16 protein-coding genes are annotated in these 22,091 nt (G+C 65.7%); 11 read left to right on the top strand and 5 right to left on the bottom strand.

Features of this window, described 5'->3' with window-relative positions; translation table 11 throughout:
• Nucleotides 1-9 precede the first annotated feature (9 nt).
• The 4 genes from trxB to EYS21_RS04555 all read right to left on the bottom strand — a co-directional run bounded on the left by trxB (nucleotide 10) and on the right by EYS21_RS04555 (nucleotide 5,677).
• Entirely contained in the window at nucleotides 10-966 is a 957-nt protein-coding gene (gene trxB / locus EYS21_RS04570) for a thioredoxin-disulfide reductase (RefSeq protein ID WP_131132026.1), read from the bottom strand.
• 250 nt (nucleotides 967-1,216) lie between these two features.
• Complete coding sequence (locus EYS21_RS04565; protein WP_131132025.1) at nucleotides 1,217-2,767, bottom strand: ABC transporter substrate-binding protein; 1,551 nt, start codon at nucleotides 2,765-2,767, stop codon at nucleotides 1,217-1,219.
• A 173-nt stretch (nucleotides 2,768-2,940) separates the two neighbouring features.
• Nucleotides 2,941-5,046 carry a murein biosynthesis integral membrane protein MurJ gene (gene murJ / locus EYS21_RS04560; RefSeq protein ID WP_131132024.1) on the bottom strand — a complete coding sequence of 702 codons (2,106 nt, stop codon included), beginning with the start codon at nucleotides 5,044-5,046 and terminating at the stop codon, nucleotides 2,941-2,943.
• Nucleotides 5,047-5,128: 82 nt separating this feature from the next.
• Nucleotides 5,129-5,677, bottom strand: coding sequence for an NUDIX hydrolase (locus tag EYS21_RS04555; protein ID WP_242633288.1), 549 nt, complete (start codon nucleotides 5,675-5,677; stop codon nucleotides 5,129-5,131).
• Between the two features lie 159 nt (nucleotides 5,678-5,836).
• Between EYS21_RS04555 and EYS21_RS04550 the strand changes: the two genes are divergently transcribed.
• From EYS21_RS04550 to EYS21_RS04540, 3 genes are all read left to right on the top strand, one after another.
• The gene (locus EYS21_RS04550) at nucleotides 5,837-7,345 is read left to right on the top strand and encodes a CCA tRNA nucleotidyltransferase (RefSeq protein WP_131132023.1); all 1,509 of its coding nucleotides are present in this window, start codon (nucleotides 5,837-5,839) and stop codon (nucleotides 7,343-7,345) included.
• 11 nt (nucleotides 7,346-7,356) lie between these two features.
• Complete coding sequence (locus tag EYS21_RS04545; protein WP_131132377.1) at nucleotides 7,357-7,926, top strand: histidine phosphatase family protein; 570 nt, start codon at nucleotides 7,357-7,359, stop codon at nucleotides 7,924-7,926.
• Nucleotides 7,927-8,503: 577 nt separating this feature from the next.
• Entirely contained in the window at nucleotides 8,504-8,725 is a 222-nt protein-coding gene (locus EYS21_RS04540; protein ID WP_131132022.1) for a hypothetical protein, read from the top strand.
• A gap of 53 nt (nucleotides 8,726-8,778) precedes the next feature.
• On the opposite strand, the gene EYS21_RS04535 is transcribed toward EYS21_RS04540, so the two are convergent.
• On the bottom strand, nucleotides 8,779-10,305 hold the full coding sequence (locus tag EYS21_RS04535; RefSeq protein ID WP_131132021.1) for a glycosyltransferase family 39 protein: 1,527 nt from the start codon (nucleotides 10,303-10,305) through the stop codon (nucleotides 8,779-8,781).
• A gap of 173 nt (nucleotides 10,306-10,478) precedes the next feature.
• Here EYS21_RS04535 and EYS21_RS04530 point away from each other — a divergent pair, with 173 nt between their 5' ends.
• The 8 genes from EYS21_RS04530 (at nucleotide 10,479) to EYS21_RS04495 (ending at nucleotide 22,079) form a co-directional block, all read left to right on the top strand.
• Nucleotides 10,479-11,945, top strand: a complete 1,467-nt coding sequence (locus EYS21_RS04530) for a glycosyltransferase 87 family protein (RefSeq protein ID WP_131132020.1) — start codon at nucleotides 10,479-10,481, stop codon at nucleotides 11,943-11,945.
• Entirely contained in the window at nucleotides 11,938-13,377 is a 1,440-nt protein-coding gene (locus tag EYS21_RS04525; RefSeq protein ID WP_131132019.1) for an NAD(P)/FAD-dependent oxidoreductase, read from the top strand. The genes EYS21_RS04530 and EYS21_RS04525 overlap by 8 nt, the downstream gene beginning before the upstream one ends.
• 114 nt (nucleotides 13,378-13,491) lie before the next feature.
• Nucleotides 13,492-15,480 carry a penicillin-binding transpeptidase domain-containing protein gene (locus EYS21_RS04520; protein ID WP_131132018.1) on the top strand — a complete coding sequence of 663 codons (1,989 nt, stop codon included), beginning with the start codon at nucleotides 13,492-13,494 and terminating at the stop codon, nucleotides 15,478-15,480.
• Between the two features lie 45 nt (nucleotides 15,481-15,525).
• Nucleotides 15,526-17,265, top strand: a complete 1,740-nt coding sequence (locus EYS21_RS04515) for an ATP-binding cassette domain-containing protein (protein ID WP_131132017.1) — start codon at nucleotides 15,526-15,528, stop codon at nucleotides 17,263-17,265.
• A gap of 175 nt (nucleotides 17,266-17,440) precedes the next feature.
• Complete coding sequence (locus EYS21_RS04510; protein ID WP_131132016.1) at nucleotides 17,441-18,214, top strand: DeoR/GlpR family DNA-binding transcription regulator; 774 nt, start codon at nucleotides 17,441-17,443, stop codon at nucleotides 18,212-18,214.
• Complete coding sequence (locus EYS21_RS04505) at nucleotides 18,211-19,407, top strand: MFS transporter (protein ID WP_131132015.1); 1,197 nt, start codon at nucleotides 18,211-18,213, stop codon at nucleotides 19,405-19,407. The genes EYS21_RS04510 and EYS21_RS04505 overlap by 4 nt, the downstream gene beginning before the upstream one ends.
• A gap of 51 nt (nucleotides 19,408-19,458) precedes the next feature.
• Nucleotides 19,459-20,955, top strand: coding sequence for a bifunctional phosphatase PAP2/diacylglycerol kinase family protein (locus EYS21_RS04500; protein ID WP_131132014.1), 1,497 nt, complete (start codon nucleotides 19,459-19,461; stop codon nucleotides 20,953-20,955).
• Between the two features lie 161 nt (nucleotides 20,956-21,116).
• On the top strand, nucleotides 21,117-22,079 hold the full coding sequence (locus EYS21_RS04495; RefSeq protein WP_131132013.1) for an ABC transporter ATP-binding protein: 963 nt from the start codon (nucleotides 21,117-21,119) through the stop codon (nucleotides 22,077-22,079).
• The last annotated feature ends 12 nt before the right edge of the window (nucleotides 22,080-22,091 follow it).

The following is a 22,091-nucleotide window of genomic DNA, read 5'->3' as shown; positions in this document are numbered from 1 at the left end:
GTACGCGGATTACGCGTGAAGATCTGCGAGGTAGTGCTCTACGTCGATGGCGGCTACACAGCCTGAACCGGAGGCTGTGATGGCCTGACGGTACGTGGGGTCCACGACGTCTCCGGCGGCGAACACACCAGCGATGCTTGTCTTGGAGCTGCGGCCCTCAACGGCGATGGTTCCGGCGGGAGTGATCTCCAGGACGTCCTTGACGAGTTCGGTGCGCGGGTCGTTGCCGATTGCCACGAAGACGCCGGTGACCGCGAGGTCCGTTACGGATCCGTCTACGAGGTTCTTGATTTTCAGGCCCGTCACCTTGTTCTCGCCGATCACATCGTCCACCGTGCTGTTCCACACGAAACTGATCTTTTCGTGGGCCAGCGCGCGGTCAGCCATGATCTTCGAGGCCTTGAGCGAATCGCGGCGGTGGACCACCGTAACTGACTTGGCAAACTTGGTCAGGAACAGCGCTTCCTCCATGGCGGAGTCTCCCCCACCGATGACCGCGATGTCCTGGTCCTTGAAAAAGAAACCGTCGCAGGTTGCACACCAGCTCACGCCGTGGCCGGAAAGGCGCTTCTCGTTGGGCAGTCCCAGCTCGCGGTAGGCAGATCCCGTAGAAAGAATGATGGCGCGTGCCTGGAATGTTTCACCGGTAGCGATGGTGACGGTCTTCACGTCGCCGTCAAGCTGAAGTGCGGTGACATCCTCAAACTGGATTTCCGTACCGAACCGTGCCGCCTGCTTCTCGAAGTTCTCCATGAGATCCGGCCCCATGATGCCTTCGGGGAACCCCGGGTAGTTCTCGACGTCGGTGGTGTTCATCAGTTCTCCGCCGGCGGTGACTGAACCCGCCAGCAGCAAGGGCTTGAGGTTGGCACGCGCCGTGTAGACGGCTGCCGTGTAACCAGCCGGGCCCGAGCCGACGATGATGACATCACGTACTTCGGACGCGGTGTTTTCTGCGTTGCTCACTGAACGGTGAACCTCTTCCTATATCGATGCGCCAGCCCGTGGAGGCGGCCACATGGCACAACTGAATCGTGATGCTGAATATTCCGGGCGCCGGCAAACGAAGGGACCGTCCGCGGACAGTATTGGAGCCACCCCAACAAACGACGCCATACCAGATTACCGTCTGGAGACAGCAGAGCCGCGCCTGTTACCCCCGGAGTGATTCCCCTAAGGTAACGGGCGCGGCTCGATGGCGGCGGCGATGCGTGAACTACTGGATCTTTATCTCTGCCAGCCGGATGCCGTAGCCGTAACGTGTCTTCGGAGCGGCCAGCTTGGGCAGGGTCTTGATGGACACAATGACGTACTGCGCCTGGACCGGTGCTGCCAGGGGCATGGTCAGATCGGTGGAGGTGAAACTGTTGCTGCCCACCTGCTTGGCGCCGTCCAGCGACGGGCGGTCGTTGGTGAACACGCTGATGTTGCCGCCGGAAGCGCCGAGTTGGCTTAGCGTGATGGAGGAAATGGTGGCCTTGCTCTTCAGCTTGATGAACAGCGGAACACCGTCGGGGGCAAGCCCGCCCCATCCTTCCGTGGCGAACTCCATGTCAGACCAGTAGCTGGCGGCGTTGCCGTCAAATGCCTTGACCAGGTCGACGTCGTACGTAGCGGCAAAGTCGAAGTCGCCCTGGCGGGTGATGCCCTCGATGGCCGGCGGTGCGGCAGGTGCCGCGGAAGACGCCGTCGGGCTGGCCGTACCGGAATCCGACGGGGATGTGGTGGAGCCGGTGGTTGCGGTGTTTGCCTGCGGATCGGAACGGAACAGGCTGCCAAGGTTTGTCACCGCGAAAACCAGGCCAACGATGAGCACCACCGCGAGCAGGCCGCCCACCAGCCAGCGCATGGAGCGGGGCTCCCGCTCGGGCTCGTCGTCGTCGTAGTAGTCGCTGGGCGCGTCCGCGGAGGCCGTGGACGTTGCCGCCTTGGCGGGCGCGGCAGAGCGGGCGGAAGCGGGGAGGTTTCCGACGGAGCGGTCCGGTTGGCGTGGCGGCGCGGCAGTTTCGACGGGCTCGTCATACGCGGCGTCCTGATCGCCTGCCGCGTAGCCGTAGTCCTCTTCGTTCCACAGCGAGACCTTCGGCGAAGCCGAGGTGGGGCTGTCCGCGGGACCGGTTGTCCCGGCCGCCGGGACGGCGGGCTGCTGGCCGCGCGGCTGGACGGGCTGGGGGGCCGTGGCCTGCTGGGAGGCTGCGCCCGCAGCGGCTGCAGCACCGCCGGCAGCGCCTGCAGCACCGGCAGACGGGGGCGACGCCGGCCGGACGGGCGGGCGGGGCGGAACCACCGGCTGGTTGGCCCGGTAGGGGTCAACCTGGTTCGGGTGGGCATCCGAATAGCTGATGTAGCCGGCGTCGACGTTCTCTTCGTCGTCGTACGGTTCCGGCTCGTTTGACCGTGCCTGGCCAAAGATTTCGCTGCCGAGCGTGTCCGTGAAGAACGGTTCGACATACGGCGGGTTCGAGGCGACCACAAGGTCCAGCAGGTCCGCGGCGGATGTGTGGTTGGTGATCAGGTAGGTGGCTGCCTCGGTGACGCCGAGGTCGAGGACCTGGACTGTGCCCGGCCGCTCACCGGTGGCAACTTCACGGGCGCTCTGGGCAACCTGTTCGGTATTGTCCGGGCCGGCAACCAGAATGCTGACCGGCCGGTTGAGAACCTGGTCCACCCCGTCCAGCACCAGATCCTGGTCGTGTGAGGTCAATACAGTGGCAGTGACCTTGTACCGGCCGCCGAGTACTGATCCAACATCGATCGGGTGGGACACGTGTTCCTCCTAGACTGTCCGGGAATTGCCGTTGCGTGGATGATGCCACCGCCGTTCGAGCAGGTGCCGGCGGGCCGGCTGACGCTTGACTGCAACAACCCTTGTTCACTTTCGATCCTAGCCGATGGGCCGTGGCGGCCGGTGGAGACAGGCAGCCAAACACCCTGGCGATATCACTTTTTCCGGGGCCGCCGCGGCTTGAAATGGGGGTTCTTCCCGGCTTGCCCCTGGAAGGTCCGCCGGCCCGGCAGCGGGATCTCATCGCGGAGCAGGCCTCCCCGTGCTGTGCCTGGCACGTCCTCGGCAGGAAGATAGCCGCCCTCGGACCCGCCACCGGCATCCACCGGAAGCGCAGAATCCGCGGCGCGTTCCGGCGCAGCTTCCGGCACGGGACCGGCCCGGAAGGAGACGGCATCGAACTCGCCGGAAATCCGGGGAATGAGGCCGGTGTCCACCGAGACCGTGGCGCGTTCCGGCGTCGTACGTTCCGTTCCGTGGGCGGCTCCCCCGGAACCGGACGACGGCGGGGTCCCCGGGCCGGTGCCATCGGGACCGGCGGTACGGCCCAGCCGTCCCAGCAGCGGGCGGAGCAGGTCGCGAAGCTCCGACACGTGGAAGACCTTCAGCAGGAAGAGGTAGGCCACCAGCATCACCGGCCCCACAACCATGACCGTCACCAGGGCTGCGAGACGATCGCTCCAGGCAAAGCCGTCCGGACTGTAGCTGCCCATGAGCCACAGGGCGCCTGCACCGGCAACAGCCGAACCGAGGCCCGCATACCCCATGCGGATGTACGAGTTGGCGATCCGCGGGCCGTCCAGGTGGCCCAGGAGCCGGCGCAGGAAATAGGCACTGATCACCACCGAGAGGATGTTGCCCACCATGTACAGGATGGCAATGGCGTAGATGACCTGGCCCACCGGCAGGAACTGGATGGCGAAGGCGCCGGCGACGTAGACCACGGCCAAAAGGAGCTGGATGTAGAACGGTGTCCGCGCATCCTCGTTGGCGTAGAACACCCGGGACATCATGAAATTGGCGCTCATGAACGGTGTGCTCAGGGCGAGGATGGTCAGTGTCTGTGCCAGCATCACGCCGTCCTGCTTGTCTCCGCCGGAGAAGAACATGCCCAGCGGCCCGGCCAGCGCAAACAGGGCAAGGGCACCAAAGACCGTGGCCACGGCCATGGTGCGGAGCCCGTGGGAGAGGGCGTCGCGGAGCTCGGCTTTGTTGCCGTCCTGGGAGGCGCGGGTCATCCGGTTAAAGAGGACGGTCGCCAGGGACAACGCAATGATGGAGTGCGGCAGCAGGTAGAGCTGGCTGGCGACTTCCAGCACAGCGTTCCCGGGCAGGAAATCGGCGGCGGGATCACCGGCCTGCTTCAGGCGGAGGCGTTCCGCGCCCGGGATGGTGGCGATCCTCATGACGTACAGGAAGGCAAGCTGCCCGACGGCGGCGGTCAGCAGGGTCCAGAGGCTCAGCTTTGCTGCCTGTCCCAGTCCCACCCCGCGCCACCCGAACCGGGGGCGGAGGCCGAGTTTGAGCCGGAACACCGGAATGAGCAGGATGGCCGTCTGGGCCACCACCCCGATGGTGGAGAAGCCGGCCACAAACAGCGTCTGCGAGGGTCCCCAGTTATCCAGGGTGTGCGGGTTGTCCAAGTTGGCGCCGTAGATCCAGATGAACATCCCCAGGCCGCCGATGGCCACGAGGTTGTTCAGGATGGGCGCCCACATGGCCGGGCCGAAGGCTCCGTTGGCGTTCAGCACCTGCGTCAGGAGGGCGTAGAGGCCGTAGAAGAAGATCTGCGGCAGGCACCAGAAGGCGAAGGCAATGGCGAGTGCCTTCTGCGGCGGCGAGTATCCCTGGGTGGTCAGGTCGATGATCACGGGCGCCGCCAGGGTGACCAGGGCGGTCAGGCCCAGGAGCAGCAGGACGGCAAGGGTGAGGAGGCGGCTGATGTAGTCCGCTCCCCTGTCCGGCGCCTTGCTGGCCTTGATGATCTGCGGGACCAGCACAGCGTTGAACACACCGCCGGCCACCAGCAGGAAAATCAGGTTGGGCAGGTTGTTGGCGTTAATGAATGTGTCGTTGACCGTGGAGCTCAGCCCCAGGGCAGCTCCCAGCATCCACGTCTTGCCGAAGCCCAGGAACCGCGAAACGAGCGTTCCGGCGGCCATGATGGCACTGGAACGGGCTTCGCCGGGCTGGGCAGCGCTCGGCTGGGTTTCACCGGCGGCGCCGCGCGCTTTGTCGGAAGGGAAGTTGGTAGCTGACATCGACTTCATCGTCTCACCCGGGCGCCCTTAATGCCGCAACGCGGCAGGCAGCCACGGCCGTGAGGCGCGCTGCAGGGCCCGCTCAAAGATGTTCGGGCAGGACTTCCCGTGCGAGGTCGGCGATGCGCCGTTCATTGGGAAAGGAAAGCTTCCGTGCGAGCTCCTGGATGGGGACCCATGCCACGTCCACGGCTTCCTGGTCGGGATCGTTCTCGATAGTGAGCTCGCCGCCGGTGGCACGCAGCAGGTAGTGATGCACTGTCTTATGCACGCGGTGTCCGCTGACGGTGAACCAGTAGTCGATGCTGCCCAGCGGTGCCAGGATGTCGCCTTCGATGCCTGTTTCCTCGGCAATTTCGCGGACGGCGGCCTGTTCGTTGTTCTCTTTGCCCTCCGGATGGCCCTTGGGCAGGCACCATTCCAGCCGTCCGCCCCTGTTAAGGCGGGCGATGATCGCAACCTTGAGGTCGCCGTCGGACGTGTCCACCACGACGCCGCCGGCGGAAATTTCCTCGACGGTGGGCAGCGAGGCCGGGGCCGAATGCTGGGCGGGCGCGACATGGGCACCGATTGCCGACGGCAACGGTGGGTTTGTCCTCCTGCCGGGAGCGCTCGGTACGGGATGGGCCATGAAGTCCACTCTAACGACTCTTGCCCGTTCCTGATGACCGGAACATGACATCAAGATGGACTGCGTATGACGCACTTTGCCAGTGCACGGACGAATAGGCGTGATCTTCACCCGATTTTGGCCTGCCAACGCTCTGGTTTCTGCCAAGCTTAAGTAACTATGGCGCACGCACATCACAAGACTGATTCCCACACCGTCGATTTCCAGGTTGACCCGGTGGTCCTGGAGCTCGGCCAGCGCTTTGTCGACGCCGGCCATGAACTGTCGCTGGTGGGCGGGCCGGTCCGTGACCTTTTCCTGGGACGGACGTCGCCGGACCTGGACTTCACCACCGATGCCACGCCGGACCAGACCGTGGCGCTCATCAAGAAGTGGGCGGACAACTTCTGGGAAATCGGCCGGGCGTTTGGAACGATCGGCATGCGCAAAGCCGGTTTCCAGATCGAGATCACCACGTACCGGGCCGAGGCCTATGATCCCGAGTCGCGAAAGCCCGTGGTGGCGTTCGGTTCCTCGCTGACCGATGACCTGCTGCGCCGGGACTTCACCATCAACGCCATGGCCCTGCGCCTGCCGTCGCTGGAACTTATCGACCCGTTCGGCGGCGTCCGAGACCTCCACGGCTCTGTCCTGGCGACCCCCGGCTCCCCGGAGGCGTCCTTCTCTGACGATCCACTCCGGATGATGCGCGCCGCCCGCTTTGCGTCCCAACTGGGCATCTCGGTGCACGACGACGTCCGCCTGGCCATGAGCCAGATGGCCGAGCGGATCACCATCATCTCCGCCGAACGCGTACGCGACGAGCTGGTCAAGCTGATCTGCGGTGCCCACCCCCGGGTGGGCGTGGACCTGCTGGTGGAGACCGGCCTGGCGGAGTTCGTGCTGCCGGAAGTGTCCGCCTTGCGGCTTGAATCGGACGAGCACCACCGCCACAAAGATGTGTACCAGCATTCACTGCAGGTACTTGAGCAGGCGGCTGAACTGGAGACCGGGGCCGACGGCGCCGTGCCGGCTCCCGATTTTGTGCTGCGGTTTGCGGCACTGATGCATGACGTCGGCAAGCCGGCTACGCGGCGTTTCGAACCGGGCGGTGCGGTCAGCTTCCGCCACCACGACATGGTGGGGTCCAAGCTCACGGCGAAGCGGATGAAGACCCTGCGGTTCGACAACGACACCATCAAGGCCGTGGCCCGCCTGGTGGAGCTGCACATGCGTTTCTACGGCTACGGGGATGCCGGTTGGAGCGACTCTGCCGTCCGGCGCTACGTGACAGACGCCGGACCCCTCCTGGAGCGGCTGCACCGGCTGACACGCTCGGACGTCACCACCCGCAACCAGCGCAAGGCAGAACGCCTCGCCTTCGCCTATGACGACCTGGAAGCCCGGATCGCCGCCCTGCGCGAGCAGGAATCCCTGGAAGCCGTGCGGCCGGACCTCGACGGTGCCCGGATCATGGCCATCCTTGGCCTCAAGCCAGGACCCGTCGTCGGCCGCGCCTACAAGTTCCTCCTGGAGGAACGGATGGAGCACGGTCCGCTGCAGCCCGACGACGCGGAGGCCAGGCTGCTCGCCTGGTGGGCGCAGCAGCCTGAAGCAGCACCTCCCGTTCCGGAGGCCGAAGAGCCTCCCGCCGCCGTCGAACTTTCCGCTACCGAGGAGCCCAAGTGACCATCTCTGCCATGACCCCCCGTCCCCAGCTCTGGATCCTGCGCCACGGCGAAACTGAGTGGTCCAAGAGCGGACAGTACACGGGCCTCACCGACCTTCCCCTCACGGTGGAAGGCGAGCAGCAGGCCGTGGAGGCCCGCAAAGTGCTGGACCAGGTGGACTTCGACCTGGTCCTGACCTCCCCGCTGCGCCGCGCCCGCCGCACCGCCGAACTGGCAGGATTCCCGGACGCCCAGCACGAGCCGCTCGCCGTGGAGTGGAACTACGGCGATTATGAGGGCATCAGCTCCGACCTGATCCGCAAGGACAACCCCGACTACCTGATCTGGACCCACGGCGTTCCCAACGGGGAAACCCTGGATGAGGTGGCTGCCCGTGCTGACAAGATCGTGGCGAGGGTCCTCGAATCGGGCCTGGACAACGTGCTGATTGTTGCCCATGGGCACTTTTCGCGGATCCTTACAGCCCGCTGGCTTGAACTGGCCCCCACCGAAGGACGCCACTTCATTCTGGGGACCGCTAAAGTCTGCACTTTGGGCTGGGATAAGAAGACTCCCGCAATTGTCCGCTGGGGCCTCTAAAGGCCATTCATAAACTTCTTTGAGAAACTTTGTGAATTAAGTAGTCAGCGGCTGCATTTGTAGTGTAATTTTATTTCTAACCCCAGAGCGGCTTGCCGGGGTTACGGCGCGAGTTGCCTGGCCAGTCAGTCGGCGCAACGGCATAGCAGAAAAGGAGGTTGGGAAAATGATTACTTTGACTAGCGGATGGAAGATGACCATCACTGCGGCCCCGGCCTCTGTTGCTTTTGCGCGCCATCTTTACGGAGCGTCCGACTCCTAAGCCTTCCTGCTCCTGATTCCGCCCGACGGCGGCATCAGTAGAGTTCGAGGTATCCCTTGTGGCCGTCCTTCGGGACGGTTCCTGTCGGCACACTGTCAAGGCGGAACCACGCGGTGACGCAGCATCCCATAATTCGGAACCCGGCTTCTTGTTGGGGTCTGCAACACCGCTTCTTCAGGGGCCCATTTTCGCATTCGCGAACCACTAATTAACGCCGGGCATTCTTATGCCCATTCAGCGCCTTTATTGTCTCGACTTTAATTGGCTCTATTTGCCATGCCCAATTTCATTCCTGCGAACGCAAGGAAACATTCAATGACCACTGCAGCGGCAAAACCGCAGTCCAGGCAGTCCACCGTGGCAGCCAGCCGGCATCGAAAGGAGGTGACCACCATGATCAAGAGGATCACGAAGGCTCTGTTCGCCCTGCGCCAGCCTGTCAGCAGCGACCGCCGCGAATTCAACGGGCAGCTCCTGGAACAGCAACGCGAGGACGTATTCGTCCTGTTGCACCAGCACGTGGGTGGCCTGCGCTGACGGCGCGCACCCTTCAGCCCGGGGTCCGCGCGGCGACGCGCGGACCCCGGCGCTTACGGACAGGCGAATTCCACGATGTGCATCCGCTCATAGGCTTGGTTTCGCGTCTCCGAACAGCCAGCCGAAGTGAAGGCCGAAAGGTCGTCGGGTGCGTCGCCGGCGTCTCCGATGAACCATACGGTTCCCTTGCCGGACAGCTCCTCCGGCGTGACAGCCTCGTTTTCGCCCCAGAGTGTTCCTGATTCCGCGGGGCTCTGGGCAAGCGACAGGTCCTGGACATTTTTGAAGTCGTCAGGATAGGCAATGGTCATGTCCCGAAGGTAGTCATGCTCGAAGACCATGGCTGCCGGCGCCTTGGCGTCCGTTGCTACCTGATCCCCTATCTTGCGCTCGGTATCCGGCGGTTCATTCACCAGGCTCTTGAGGGTGAGTTGTGGAACCAGGCTCACGGCAACCACGACGGCGACGGCGGCATAGCGCAGCCATGCCCGCCGGGCAGGAATGCTGACGATTCCCAGGCCCACCAGCAGGGCGAAGGCCGGGGCGGTAAAGGTGAGATACCGGGCCACGTATACCGGCTGGGCAACCACGCTCACCAATGCGAGGCCTGCGATGGGGAGGACAACTCCCACGAGGCACAGAACCACCAGGGTACGCGTCTGAGGCAACTTCCTGGCGGTCCAGAGGCCCCAGACCACGAGGCCGACCTCAACGATGCCCAGAAGCGCAACGAACGCGAGGACCCATTGCGGCGGGAGGTTCCCCGTCGGGCGGTCTTCGCCATAGAAGAACTGCTTGACGGCTGCCGTGCTCAGTGTTTGCGCCAGGGACCTGTTTTCGATCCATGCCACCTGGGCCTTTTGGCCCAGGGCGAAGAGCAGGAAGGGCAGGACACCTGCGCCGACGGCTGCGCAGGCAATGGCCGTCGCGATGGGCCGGCGCCGAAGCAGGATGGCCGCGAAGGCGTGGGCGGCTACAGCCAGCACAAAGAACATAAACATCCAGACGCCAATAACCGCGCAGATGCCGTAGAGAACCCAGTCGAGGACACGGTTGGATTTCCACGCACGCAGAAGCAGCAGGGTCAGGATAACGGCCAGCAGGGCCGTAAGCGCCGACTGCCGGGCTTCGGTCCCCGCCCACACCATGCGGGGCAGCACTGCCAGGACCAGCCCGGAAGTAAGGCCCAGGGCGTTGGACCCCAGCTTTCGTCCAATCACCACGGTCCCGGCGCACGCAAGGCCGACGGCCAGCGCTGACGGTGTCCGCATGGCGATCTCCGAGAAACCGAAAACGGACGTCCAGGCGTGCATCAGGAAGTAATACAGTCCGTGGACCGCGTCGACGGACTGCAGGAGGACCAGGAGTTGGGCAGGGGTCCTGTCGATGGCGGAGATCGTGGCGATCTCGTCATCCCAGAAAGAGGGGATCCACAAGCCAACGAACGCGACGCAAAAAGCCAACAACCCGATGGCGAGTGGCCCCGTCCAGCGCTGGCCTACATCCGGCAGCCGCCGTTCCTCAGACCGTGCAACGCGGCGCCCCTGCTCTAGTTCCGGCGCGTCCGGCGGCTGATTCAACACAGTGTTCCCTCGAGGTCAGTCGTGTTGTGGAACAGGCCGACCCCAGGCCCGCTCCCCAATGAAGTTCTCGCAAAAAGACCGCCGGAACTGTCCTCGGCGTACCGAATCGACGATACACGGGTGCATGGGGGACAACCACGGGCCTGCAACACCCCGGTAAGCTCGAAGACATGCAGGAGACGAAGCCGCCGGCGCCCCCGCGCCGCGCCCGCCTGGTTGTTCCCAGCCGCAGCGACCTGTTGTTGAGGAACTTCACCGAACTCATTGGCGGGCCCATGGGCTCACGCTCCGCGCCCGGTCTGGTCTCCCCCGGCGTGTTTACCGTTGAGCGGGTGCTGATCATCCTCACGGTGCTGGCGGCCCTTGCAGGCATTCTGATCAAGGGCTACTGCCGCGCCAACGGGTGGGAGTCCCCCAGCCAGTTCTACTCCACGTGCTATTCGGACTTTCCCGAACTCTTCCGGAACCGAGGCCTCGGGGACGGCACCTTCCCCTTCTTCAGCCAGGGAAGCCTTTTCGAATACCCCGTCCTGATGGGACTCATCGCCGGTGCCACGGCCTGGCTTGTACCCGGCCAAGGCGTCAGCGACGCCAGGATCCTCGGCTATTTCGACGTCAACGCCACACTGATCGCCGCAGTTTGGATTGTTACCGTGCTGGCCACCGCACGGATGTCACGGCGGCGGCCGTGGGACGCGGCCATGGTGGCGCTGGCGCCCGGCATCGTCCTGGCCGGGACCATCAACTGGGACATGTGGGCAGTAGGCTTCCTGGCACTTGGCATGCTGTGTTTCTCACGGGGACGGCTGGTGCTGGCCGGCATCCTGATCGGCCTGGGCACAGCCACCAAGCTCTACCCAGTCCTCATATTCGGTGCCATCCTGCTCCTTGCCCTGCGGACCGGCAGGATCCGGGCCTTCCTGGTTACGGCCGGATCAGCCCTCGTTGCGTGGCTGGCCGTCAACGTACCCATCGCAATGATGAACCCCTCGGGCTGGCGATACTTCTACCAGTTCACGGAGGATCGCCCGGCCGGCTACAGCTCCCCCTGGTTCGCGTACAACCTCGTGGCAGCCAGGCTCCGCTGGAGGGTCCTGGACGCCGAAGTCATCAACGCCCTGGCCCTTAACCTCTTTGTGCTGGCTTGCGTAGGCATCGCAGTCGTTGCCCTGACGGCGGCGAGGCGGCCGCGGCTTGCGCAGCTGGCCTTCCTGATCGTGGCTGCATTCATCCTGACCAACAAGGTCTATTCCCCGCAGTTCGTGATTTGGCTGATCCCCCTCCTCGCCCTGGCCAGGCCGCGTTGGCGGGACTTCCTTGTGTGGCAGGGCATTGAGGGACTGCACTGGGCCGCCATCTGGATGTACCTGGGACAGGTGACCAGCGGGGGCTCCTCCCAGCACAACATTGATATGCCGTACTACGTCCTCGCAGTGGCCGGCCATATGCTTGCAACGGCATATCTTATGGCCCGCGTTGTGTGGGATATCTACGACCCCGGCTACGATCCTGTCCGCCGGCATGACCTGGACGATCCCCAAGGTGGCCCCTTTGAGGGCGCACCGGACCGGCTGCGGCTGAATATTTTCCGCCCGGCTGAATCAGTCTTTCCCTGGCGGGCCAAGAGCCATGCCTGAGGTCGCCGTCGTCGGATCCGGCCCCAACGGCCTGGCCGCAGCGGCCGTGATGGCGCGTGCAGGACTGCAGGTGGAAGTCTTTGAGGCAGCCGGGACCATCGGGGGCGGCACCCGGACGTCCGAGCTGATGCTGCCCGGATATGTACATGACATCTGCTCGGCGGTCCATCCAATGGCGCTGGCCTCGCCGTTTTTCCGCGCCTTCGAACTGGCCCGCAGGGTGGAACTGGTGGTTCCGGAACTGTCGTTCGGGTCCCCCCTGGACGGCGGGCGTGCGGCCCTTGCCTACCATTCGCTGGACCGGACAGTCCAGGGGCTGGGCCGGGACGGTGCGGCTTACCGGAGACTGATGGGACCGATTGTCAGCCGTATTGATGGCGTGATGGACCTGATCCAGCACCAGCTCCTCCGGATCCCCAAGGATCCTGCCGCGGCCGCGATCTTCGGGCTGCGGACGCTGGAACAGGGCTCGGGGCTGTGGAACATGCGGTTCAGGGAAGAGTTTGCTCCGGCTTTGCTTAGCGGCGTGGCGGCGCATGCGGTGTCGCATTTGCCGTCACTGGCCGCCGCAGGTGCCGGCCTGATGCTGAATGCCCTGGCCCACGCCCAGGGCTGGCCGATCCCGCTGGGTGGTTCGGCGTCGATCGCGGCCGCGCTGGCGGACGACATCCGTGCCCACGGCGGTGTGATCCATACCAACCGGCCGGTGGAAAGCCTCAGGGAACTCGGCGGCGCGCGGGCAACGCTGCTGGACGTGGCCCCACGCGGGTTGCTCAACATGGCCGGCGACGACATGCCCGGTCGGTACCGGAAGTCGCTGGAGTCATTCCGCTATGGGAATGGTTCCTGCAAAGTGGACTACATCCTGTCAGGGCCGGTTCCCTGGGCAGCCAAGGAACTGAACGACGCCGGAACGGTGCACGTGGGCGGCACCCGCGCCGAGTTGGCTGACGCCGAAAATGAGGTTGGCGCCGGGAAACACCCGGAACGCCCTTACGTGCTGGTTGCCCAGCCGTCGCGCTTTGATGCCGGCCGTGCTCCCGGCGGGCACCAGGTGCTGTGGGCGTACTGCCACGTGCCGGCCGGTTCCACGCGGGACATGGGCGAGGCCGTCACCGCCCAACTGGAGCGTTTTGCGCCGGGATTCCGCGACCTCGTGGTGCAGGTCCATGTGACCACCGCGGCGGAACTTGCCAACTACAACCGGAACTATGTGGGTGGCGACTTCAGCGCCGGCCTGATGGACGTCCGCGGACTGATCCAGAGGCCGGTTGTTTCGCCGGTGCCCTGGCGTACGCCGCTCCCAGGCGTCTACCTGTGTTCCTCCTCCACACCCCCAGGCCCGGGGGTAACAGGCATGCCGGGCTTCTACGCAGCGAAATATGCCTTGAAGGACATGTTTGGTTTGAAGGTTCCGGCTCTTGGGATTTAGGCGCTTTGCCGTCCCCTGCCTTTTGGGCGCGAACGTACACTTGGGGCCCCGCCCGGTGGGGCCGCAACTGTACGTTCGCGCTGAGTGACGGCCGGGACGGGGCATAATGGCGCCGTGGGGAACTCAAAAAAACTGTCACTTGCCATGGTTGGAATCATTCTCGGCGCCTCGCTGGCCGCCTGCGACGACGGGCGGGGGAACGCGGAAGCCGCGGCGAAGCAGCTTGCCTCGGCCTTTGCCGCCCTCGACGTCGGCCCGGTCGCCTTTGAAGGCCGCGACTCGGCCGCTGTGAATGAGCAGGTCAAGGAAGTCTTCAAGGCACTCGAGCCGGACAAACCTAGCGTGGAAGCCGGCGAGCTCACCCTGGACGGCGACGCCGCCACCGTTCCCTTGAACTACACCTGGAAAATCGCCTCCGCTGAGTGGAAATACACCGTTTCGGCGGAACTCAAGAAGTCCGGCGGCGACTGGCTGGCAGTTTGGGATCCCGCAGACCTGGCCCCCGACCTTGCTGAAGGGGAGATCCTCACCAAAGGCACCCAGTCGCCGCAGCGGGCTGACATCCTCGGCGCCGGCGATGCCCAGCTGGTGACGTACAGGCCCGTAGTGAACGTGGGCATCGACAAGCCGCGCCTCGGTTCCGCCGATGCTGCCGCGTCTGCCACCAAGCTGGCCCAGCTGGTGGGCGTGGACCCGGCCGGATATGCCCAGCAGGTTGCCGCCTCCGGCGCCGAAGCGTTTGTCCTGGCCATCACCCTCCGCGAGGAGGGACGCAGCATCACGGACCAGCAGATCGCCGAGATCCCCGGGGCCCGAGGCATTGCTGCCACCGTGCCGCTGGCACCCAGCCGCACATTCGCCCGCGCAGTCCTCGGTTCCGTCGGCGAAGCCACCGCTGAACAGATCGAAGCCTCAGCCGGAGCCCTGGCCGCCGGTGACGTCACCGGCATCGGCGGACTGCAGCAGCAGTATGACGCCCAGCTGCGCGGCACAGACTCCGTTGTGATCCGCGCCCAGCGGGCCGACCTCACCGTTGACCAGATCAGGGCTGCCGCAACGGATCCCCGGCGGGTCGTCTTCCAAGTGGCGCCAACCCCCGGCACGCCCCTGAAAACAACCCTTGACCCGGCCCTCCAGTCGCTGGCCGAGACGACCCTCGCGGGTGTCGGCCCGGCGTCCGCGATCGTGGCGCTGCGCCCCTCCACCGGGGCTGTACTGGCCGCCGCATCAGGGCCGGGAAGCAATGGCTACAACACCGCAATGCTGGGCCAGTACGCTCCCGGTTCAACATTCAAAATGGTTGACTCGCTCGCCATGCTGCGGAACGGGCTGACCCCGGACTCCAAGGTCGAGTGCACCCCAACGCTCAGCGTGGATGGCCGGACCTTCAAAAACGCCGAAGGCTACCCCGCCGGATCATTGGGATCCGTGACGCTCCGCGACGCCTTCGCGCACTCCTGCAACACGGCCTTCATCGCCGCACGTGACACCGTGTCCCAGTCCCAGCTTGAGGCTGCCGCGATAGCCATGGGAGTGGCCGTGGAAGCGCCGTCCCTTGGCGCCGCGGCCTTCCTCGGCTCGGTGCCCGGTGAGGGTGCGGGGACGGAACATGCGGCCTCGATGATCGGCCAGGGCAAGGTGCTGCTCTCACCGCTGGCAGCGGCCATCATGGCCGGCTCAGTCGCCAAGGGCGCGCCCGTATCACCGCAACTGGTCCTGAACCCCGACGCCGGCGCTGCCGCGGCAGGCGCCACCGGTGAGCCGACCGCGGCGGCCGGTTCGCCGTCGTCGACCGTTACCCCGGAAGCACCCGCGCAGGCGTCCGACAAGCCGATCACGGCCGCTGAGGCGGCTGCCCTCTCCGACATGATGCGGGCGGTGGTCACGTCCGGCCACGCCGGTTTCCTGTCGACCGTTCCGGGAGCGCCCGTCGGTGCCAAAACCGGTACCGCGGAGTTCGGCAACGAGAACCCGCCCAAAACGCACGCCTGGATTGTGGCCGTGCACGGCGACCTCGCCGTGGCAGTGTTTGTGGAGGATGGCGGCCTCGGCGCCACCACGTCCGGTCCCCTGCTCAAGCAGTTCCTCACCGCTGCCGGCTGACCCTGCCGATGGGGGCCGCCGCGCGGGCGTGGGAAGATTGTTCGCGTGGCCCACATAGACGTTTCCGGTATTGACTACTTCCTATCCGACGGCACCCAGCTGCTGAACGGTGTGACTTTCAAGGTCCCGGACGGCACCAAAACGGCCCTGATCGGCCCCAACGGCACCGGCAAGACCACGCTGTTCCGGATCATTTCCGGCGACCTGGTTCCGGATGAAGGCGTGATCGGGCGCTCCGGGAACATGGGCATTATGCGCCAGTTCGTGGGCCAGGTCCGGGACGACTCAACCGTCCGCGACCTCCTGGTCTCGGCGGCACCGCCTGCCCTGGCGGCTGCTGCCCGCGAAGTGGATGAGGCCGAGCTCGCGATGGTGGAGCACGACGACGAACCCTCGCAGATGCGTTACGCCCAGGCCATCGTGGACTGGGGAGACGCCGGGGGTTACGACGTCGAAACCGTCTGGGACGAGGTCTGCATGGCCGCGCTGGGGCTGCCGTTTGACCGCGCGCAGCACCGCCCGGCGTCGAGCCTTTCCGGCGGCGAGCAGAAGCGCCTGGTCCTGGAAGCCCTCTTCGCCGGACCGGACGAACTGCTCCTGCTCGACGAGCCGGACAACTATCTGGACGTGCCCGGGAAGCGGTGGCTTGAGGACAAACTCAACGAGTCCAAAAAGACCGTGTTCTTCATCAGCCACGACCGCGAACTGCTCAACAACGCCGCCGGCCGGATCGTCACACTGGAACCGGGCATCAACGGGGCCGGCGCCTGGATCCACGGCGGCGGCTTCGGCTCCTATGTGGATGCCCGCGCGGACCGGAACGCCCGGTTCGAGGAACTGCGCAAGCGCTGGGACGAGGAGCACGTGAAGCTCAAGGAACTCGTCAACATGTACAAAAACAAGGCGGCGTTCCGTTCCGATATGGCCAACCGCTACCACGCGGCACAGACCCGGCTGGCGAAGTTCCTCGAGGCCGGACCGCCGGAGGCGCTGCCGATCGAACAGAACGTGCAGATGCGGCTCAAGGGCGGCCGGACAGCCAAGCGCGCCATCGTGGCGGAGAAGCTCGAACTGACCGGACTCATGAAGCCTTTCTCCACCGAGGTGTGGTTCGGTGACCGCGTCGGCGTGCTCGGCTCGAACGGATCCGGCAAGAGCCATTTCCTGCGGCTGCTGGCCACCGGAGGCACCGATCCGGAGCGTGAGCACCTGCCGGTGTCCGCGCTGCCTGCGGCTCCCACCCCTCGCACGCTCGGGGCAGGTCCCTCGCCGCAGCCGCTTAGTCTCATCGCCGAAGTGCCGCACGAGGGCACCGTGAAGCTCGGCGCCCGCATCCGGCCCGGCTTTTTCGCGCAGACGCACGTCCGCCCCGACCTCCTGGGCAAGACGCTGCTGGAGATCCTGCACCGGGGTGATGAGCACCGGTCCGGACTGGGGCGCGAGGCTGCTGCCGGCGCCCTGGACGGCTACGGCCTGGCTTCGCAGTCCGAGCAGAAGTACGAATCCCTGTCCGGCGGGCAGCAGGCGCGGTTCCAGATCCTGCTGCTGCAGCTTTCCGGGGCCACGCTGCTGCTCCTCGATGAGCCCACGGACAACCTGGACCTGCACTCGGCCGAGGCGCTGGAAAAGGCCATCGACCACTTCGAAGGCACCGTTCTCGCCGTCACCCACGACCGCTGGTTCGCCCGGACGTTCGACCGCTTCCTGGTGTTCGGCTCCGACGGCAAGGTGTACGAATCCGCCGAGCCGGTGTGGGACGAGAAGCGCGTCGAGCGCGTCCGCTAAGACCGGCGCTCTTTCACTTTCTGCACGTTTTTGTCGAACGCTCTCTCACCCGGTGAGAGAGCGTTCGCGTTTTTCCTGCAGGTAGTGAGCGAGCGTTGGAGTCGGTTGGGCTGGGAAGGTGCGGCAGGCGATCACGGCGAATGATTAAATGATCAAAACTTGTTAGCATTTGAGCATGAAGACGGAAGAGCGGCATCGGCTGATCGGCGAGCTGCTGCGCCACCGCGCCGAGGTTTCGGTGGAGGAGCTCACCGAGGCCTGCGATGCTTCCGGAGCCACCATCCGCCGCGACCTTGAAGTGCTCGCTGCCCATGGTGTCCTGCGGCGGGTCCACGGTGGTGCCAGGAGCCTGATTGTCCGCGGCGAGAACCCCGGCTACGGGCAGCGCGAACTCGAGGACCAGGCCGTCAAAGTCAGGATCGCGGCCGCAGTGGCCGGCCTGCTCCGGGACCGGGAACACGTCTGGCTGGACAGCGGAACCACAGCCACGGAGATCGCCAGGACACTGCGCGGCCGTGAGCTGACGCTGATGCCCATGTCCGTGCGCTCCCTGACCACCGTGACCGACGACGACCCGAACGCCGGCCAACGGCCCGCCCTGCTCCTCCCCGGCGGTAGCCTGGTCCCCGGAGAGCTGTGCTTCCGTGGCCCGCTCGCGGAAGCCAACATCAGGTCGCTGCGCTTCGACACGGCCGTCGTCACACCCTGCGCCCTGAACCTCAAGGACGGCCTCCTTGCCCACGACCTCGAAGACGCGGCGGTCAAAAGGGCAGGCCTCGAATCGGCCGCCCGCGTGATCGTGGCCTGCGCCGGTTCCAAGTGGAACGCCAACGCCGTGGCCCTGGTGGCCGCCCTGGATTCGGTGAACGTGATCGTCACAGACAAAGACCTCAGTGCGGAAGAACTCGCACACCTCAACAAGCTCTCGGTGGAAGTAGTGAAAGCATGAGCACCAACACCCGCACCACGGCCAGCCCCTCCCTCAAGGCAGCGGCAGCCGCCACATTCATCGTTTTCGGAATCAATGGCCTGGTCTTCGCCAGTTGGGCGGCCCGCATCCCTGCCGTTACCGAGACGCTGCACCTGACATCCGGCCAGATGGGCACCCTCCTGCTCTGCACCGCCGTCGGCTCGCTTCTCGCGCTTCCGACGGCGGGCCTCGTGGTGGGCAGGATCGGAACCGCCAACACGGTGCGCGCCGCCGGCATGCTGGTGACGGTGGCTGGCGTGGGGATTGCGTTGAGCCTGTCGGCCGAATCCGTTCCGGGCACCGCAGTGTCCCTGTTCTTCTTCGGCATCGGCATCGGGCTCTGGGACGTCTCCCAGAACATCGAAGGCGCCGACGTTGAGCACAAGATGCGGCGCACCATCATGCCGCAGTTCCACGCAGCCTTCAGCGGCGGGGCCTTCGTGGGCGCCCTGATCGGCGCCGGCCTCTCCACCATCGGAGTCGGGCTGCCGGTCCACCTCCTGGTGGTCGCCGGTGTGGTTGCCGTGGTGGCGCTGGTGACGCCGCGGTACTTCCTGCCGCACATCGCCGCGGCAGCACCGGCCGACGGCGAGCCCAATGCTGCCAAGGGACCCTCCGCCTGGCGGGATGGACGCACGCTGCTGATCGGCGTGGTGGTGCTCGGTGCAACCCTCACCGAGGGGGCAGGAAACGACTGGATCGCCAAGGCCTCCGTGGACGGGCTTGGCACTGCCGAGTCCACAGGCGCTCTAATGTTTGCCCTGTTTGTGCTGGCCATGACAGCGATGCGCTTCGTCGGCGGCAGGGTCATCGACGCCTACGGCCGGGTGGTTGTCCTCCGTGCCAGCATGGCTGCCGCGGCGGCGGGCCTGCTGCTGTTTGTCCTGGCCGGAAACGTCTGGCTGGCCGCCGTCGGTGCCGCGCTGTGGGGCGTAGGGGCTGCCCTGGCTTTCCCGATGGGAATGTCCGCCGCCGCCGACGACCCCAAGCACGCAGCGGCACGCGTTTCGGTTGTATCCACCCTGGGGTATATTTCCTTCCTCGCCGGTCCCCCTCTGCTGGGCTACCTCGGTGACCTGACCGGCATCCACCTAGCACTGCTGGCCATCCTGGCACCGATCCTGCTAGCCCTCCTGCTGGCCGGCGCCGCGAAGCCGCTGCCCGCCAAATAGCTGCACGCCACCCTGCCGCGGGGGAATTGGTCCCGGCGGTAGGGTGGGGTCATGCAGAGGAAGCGGCGCAGGGGCCCGGGGTTGATCAGCCGCATCGACCGGCATCTGGTTCGGGGGGTTTCGGCGTTCCCCGGCGGAAACCATGACGCCTTTTTTCGGCGCCTCTCCGCGGCCGCCAACCACGGAAAGCTCTGGATCGGCGCTGCGGCCATCATGGCGGCCTTCCCGGGAAAACCGCGCCGCGCAGCCCTTCATGGACTGATCGCCCAGGCCGTGGCGTCTGCCGTGACCAACATGGGCTTCAAGACCCTCTTGCCCCGCGCCAGGCCCTTGCCGGAACACCTTCCCGTCTTCCGTTTCGTTCATCCGCAACCCACAAGTTCATCCATGCCATCAGGACACTCGGCATCCGCCATAGCCTTTGCAGTGGGCGCCGGACTGGTCAATCCGGTGCTGGGCGCTGCCCTGGCACCGGTGGCCGTTGGCGTTGCGTATTCGCGCGTCCATACCGGGGCGCATTGGCCCTCGGACGTGTTCTTTGGCTCGGCCATCGGTGCCGGCGCCGCCCTGGTGACGCGGAAATGGTGGCCCGTGCGCCCGCCCTTCCCCGATGTGAGCCGCACGTCTACCCCTGCCCCGGAACTGCCCGGCGGCGCCGGGCTCAGCATTGTGGTGAACACCCTCGGAGGATCGTTCACAGCGGAGACGGCCGCCGCTCTCCAGGAAGTATTCCCCAAAGCGCATATCAATACGGTGGATGCCGGCGAGGACCTCGTTGCCGAAATCCAGGCCACCGCCACCTTCCCCGGAACGGTGGCCCTAGGAGTCTGGGGCGGGGACGGGACCGTGGGCACCGCGGCGGCGGCCGCCGTCGAACATTCCCTTCCCCTGCTGGTCCTGCCGGGCGGCACCCTCAACCACTTCGCCCGTGACGCAGGAACCGGCAGCCTGAAGGAGGCCGTGAGCGCCGCCAACCGCGGCGAGGCAGCCATGGCGGATGTAGGCATGGTCACCGTCGAGCGGGGCATGGCCGGGAACCCGGAAAAGGCAGAACTGATCATGCTGAACACCGCGAGCATTGGCCTCTATCCCAACCTGGTCCGTCGACGGGAGATGCTGCAGCCTGCGCTGGGCAAACCGCTCGCCGGAGTTGTGGCGATGTTCAGGACCTTTACGGCAGGAACACCGACCACCCTGATCGTTGACGGGGTGCGGCACAAGCTCTGGATCGCCTACGTCGGCCGCGGCCGCTACTACCCCCGCGACCACGCGCCGCTGGTGCGGCCCGTCCTGGATGACGGCGTCCTCGACGTCCGCATGATCACGGCCGATGAATCCTTTGCCCGGCTGCGGCTGCTGTGGTCGGTCCTGACGGGAACCGTGGCCACGTCCCGAATCACGCACCTCACCGAAGCCTCCAGTATCCGTCTCGAATCGGACGGTTCGCCGATGGTTTTGGCCGTCGACGGCGAGGCCCTGGCCGGGGTGCGGTCGGCGGAATTCCGCGTAGCCGGCCATGGCCTGACGTACTACTCGCCGCAGTCCTGACGCCCGGCGTCGGAGCCCAATCATCCGTGCGGACTACCCTGATTCAACCCTGAATCATCCCTGAGACCGGCGAAATCCGGGTTCCCCGTCGGTAGCGTGGAGGGTGCACACCACATTCCCCGCATCCCGCAGCCCCCGGCTGCTGTTCGAAGGAACATTCCATGATTGAGGCAAAAGGCCTGACCAAGGTCTACGGCAGCAAGACCGCCGTCGACGGTGTCAGCTTTACCGTCCGTGCCGGGCAGGTCACGGGCTTCCTTGGCCCCAACGGTGCCGGCAAATCCACCACGATGCGCATGATTATGGGCCTGGACCGGCCGACGTCGGGCACGGTGACCGTCAACGGACTCCCCTACGCCGCACACAAGGCACCCCTGCACGAGGTGGGAGCGCTGCTGGACGCCAAGGCGGTCCACACCAGCCGCAGTGCCTACAACCACCTGCGGGCCATGGCCGCAACGCACAACATTCCCACCGCGCGGGTGCACGAAGTCATCGAAATGACCGGCCTGGACGCGGTGGCCAAAAAGAAGGCCGGCGGATTTTCACTGGGCATGGGCCAGCGCCTGGGAATCGCGGCCGCCCTCCTGGGTGACCCGCAGACCCTGATCCTGGACGAGCCCGTCAACGGCCTCGATCCCGAGGGCGTGCTCTGGGTCCGGAACCTGGTCCGCTACCTCTCCAACCAGGGCAAGACCGTCTTCCTGTCCTCGCACCTCATGAGCGAAATGGCCCAGACAGCTGACCACCTGATCGTGATCGGCCGCGGAAGGATCATCGCCGATGCCACCATGCAGGAGGTCATCGCCGGCACCCGCCAGGTCCGTACCCTCGTCCGCACCTCGGCCGCCACTCAGCTGTCCGGCCTGCTTGCCGGCAACGGCGTGACAGTGGACCAGAACGAGCCGGAAACCCTCGAAGTGACCGGCATGGACTCGCGGCAGATCGCCCAGGTAGCGCTGGATAACAGCGTGCTGGTCTATGAACTGACCCCGCAGCTGTCCTCCCTGGAAGACGCCTACTTTGACCTCACCAAGGACGAAGTGGAATACCACTCACACCTGACCGGCGGACCTGCCGGCGCGTTTGCCCCGGCTGGGGCTCCGGCTGCGGCAGGAAAGTAAGGACGATGACCA

It is taken from the genome of Arthrobacter sp. S39, from assembly GCF_004320525.1.
GTDB lineage: Bacteria > Actinomycetota > Actinomycetes > Actinomycetales > Micrococcaceae > Arthrobacter.
Note: the sequence above shows the minus strand (reverse complement) of the source record. Positions and strands in the feature narration are given on the sequence as shown.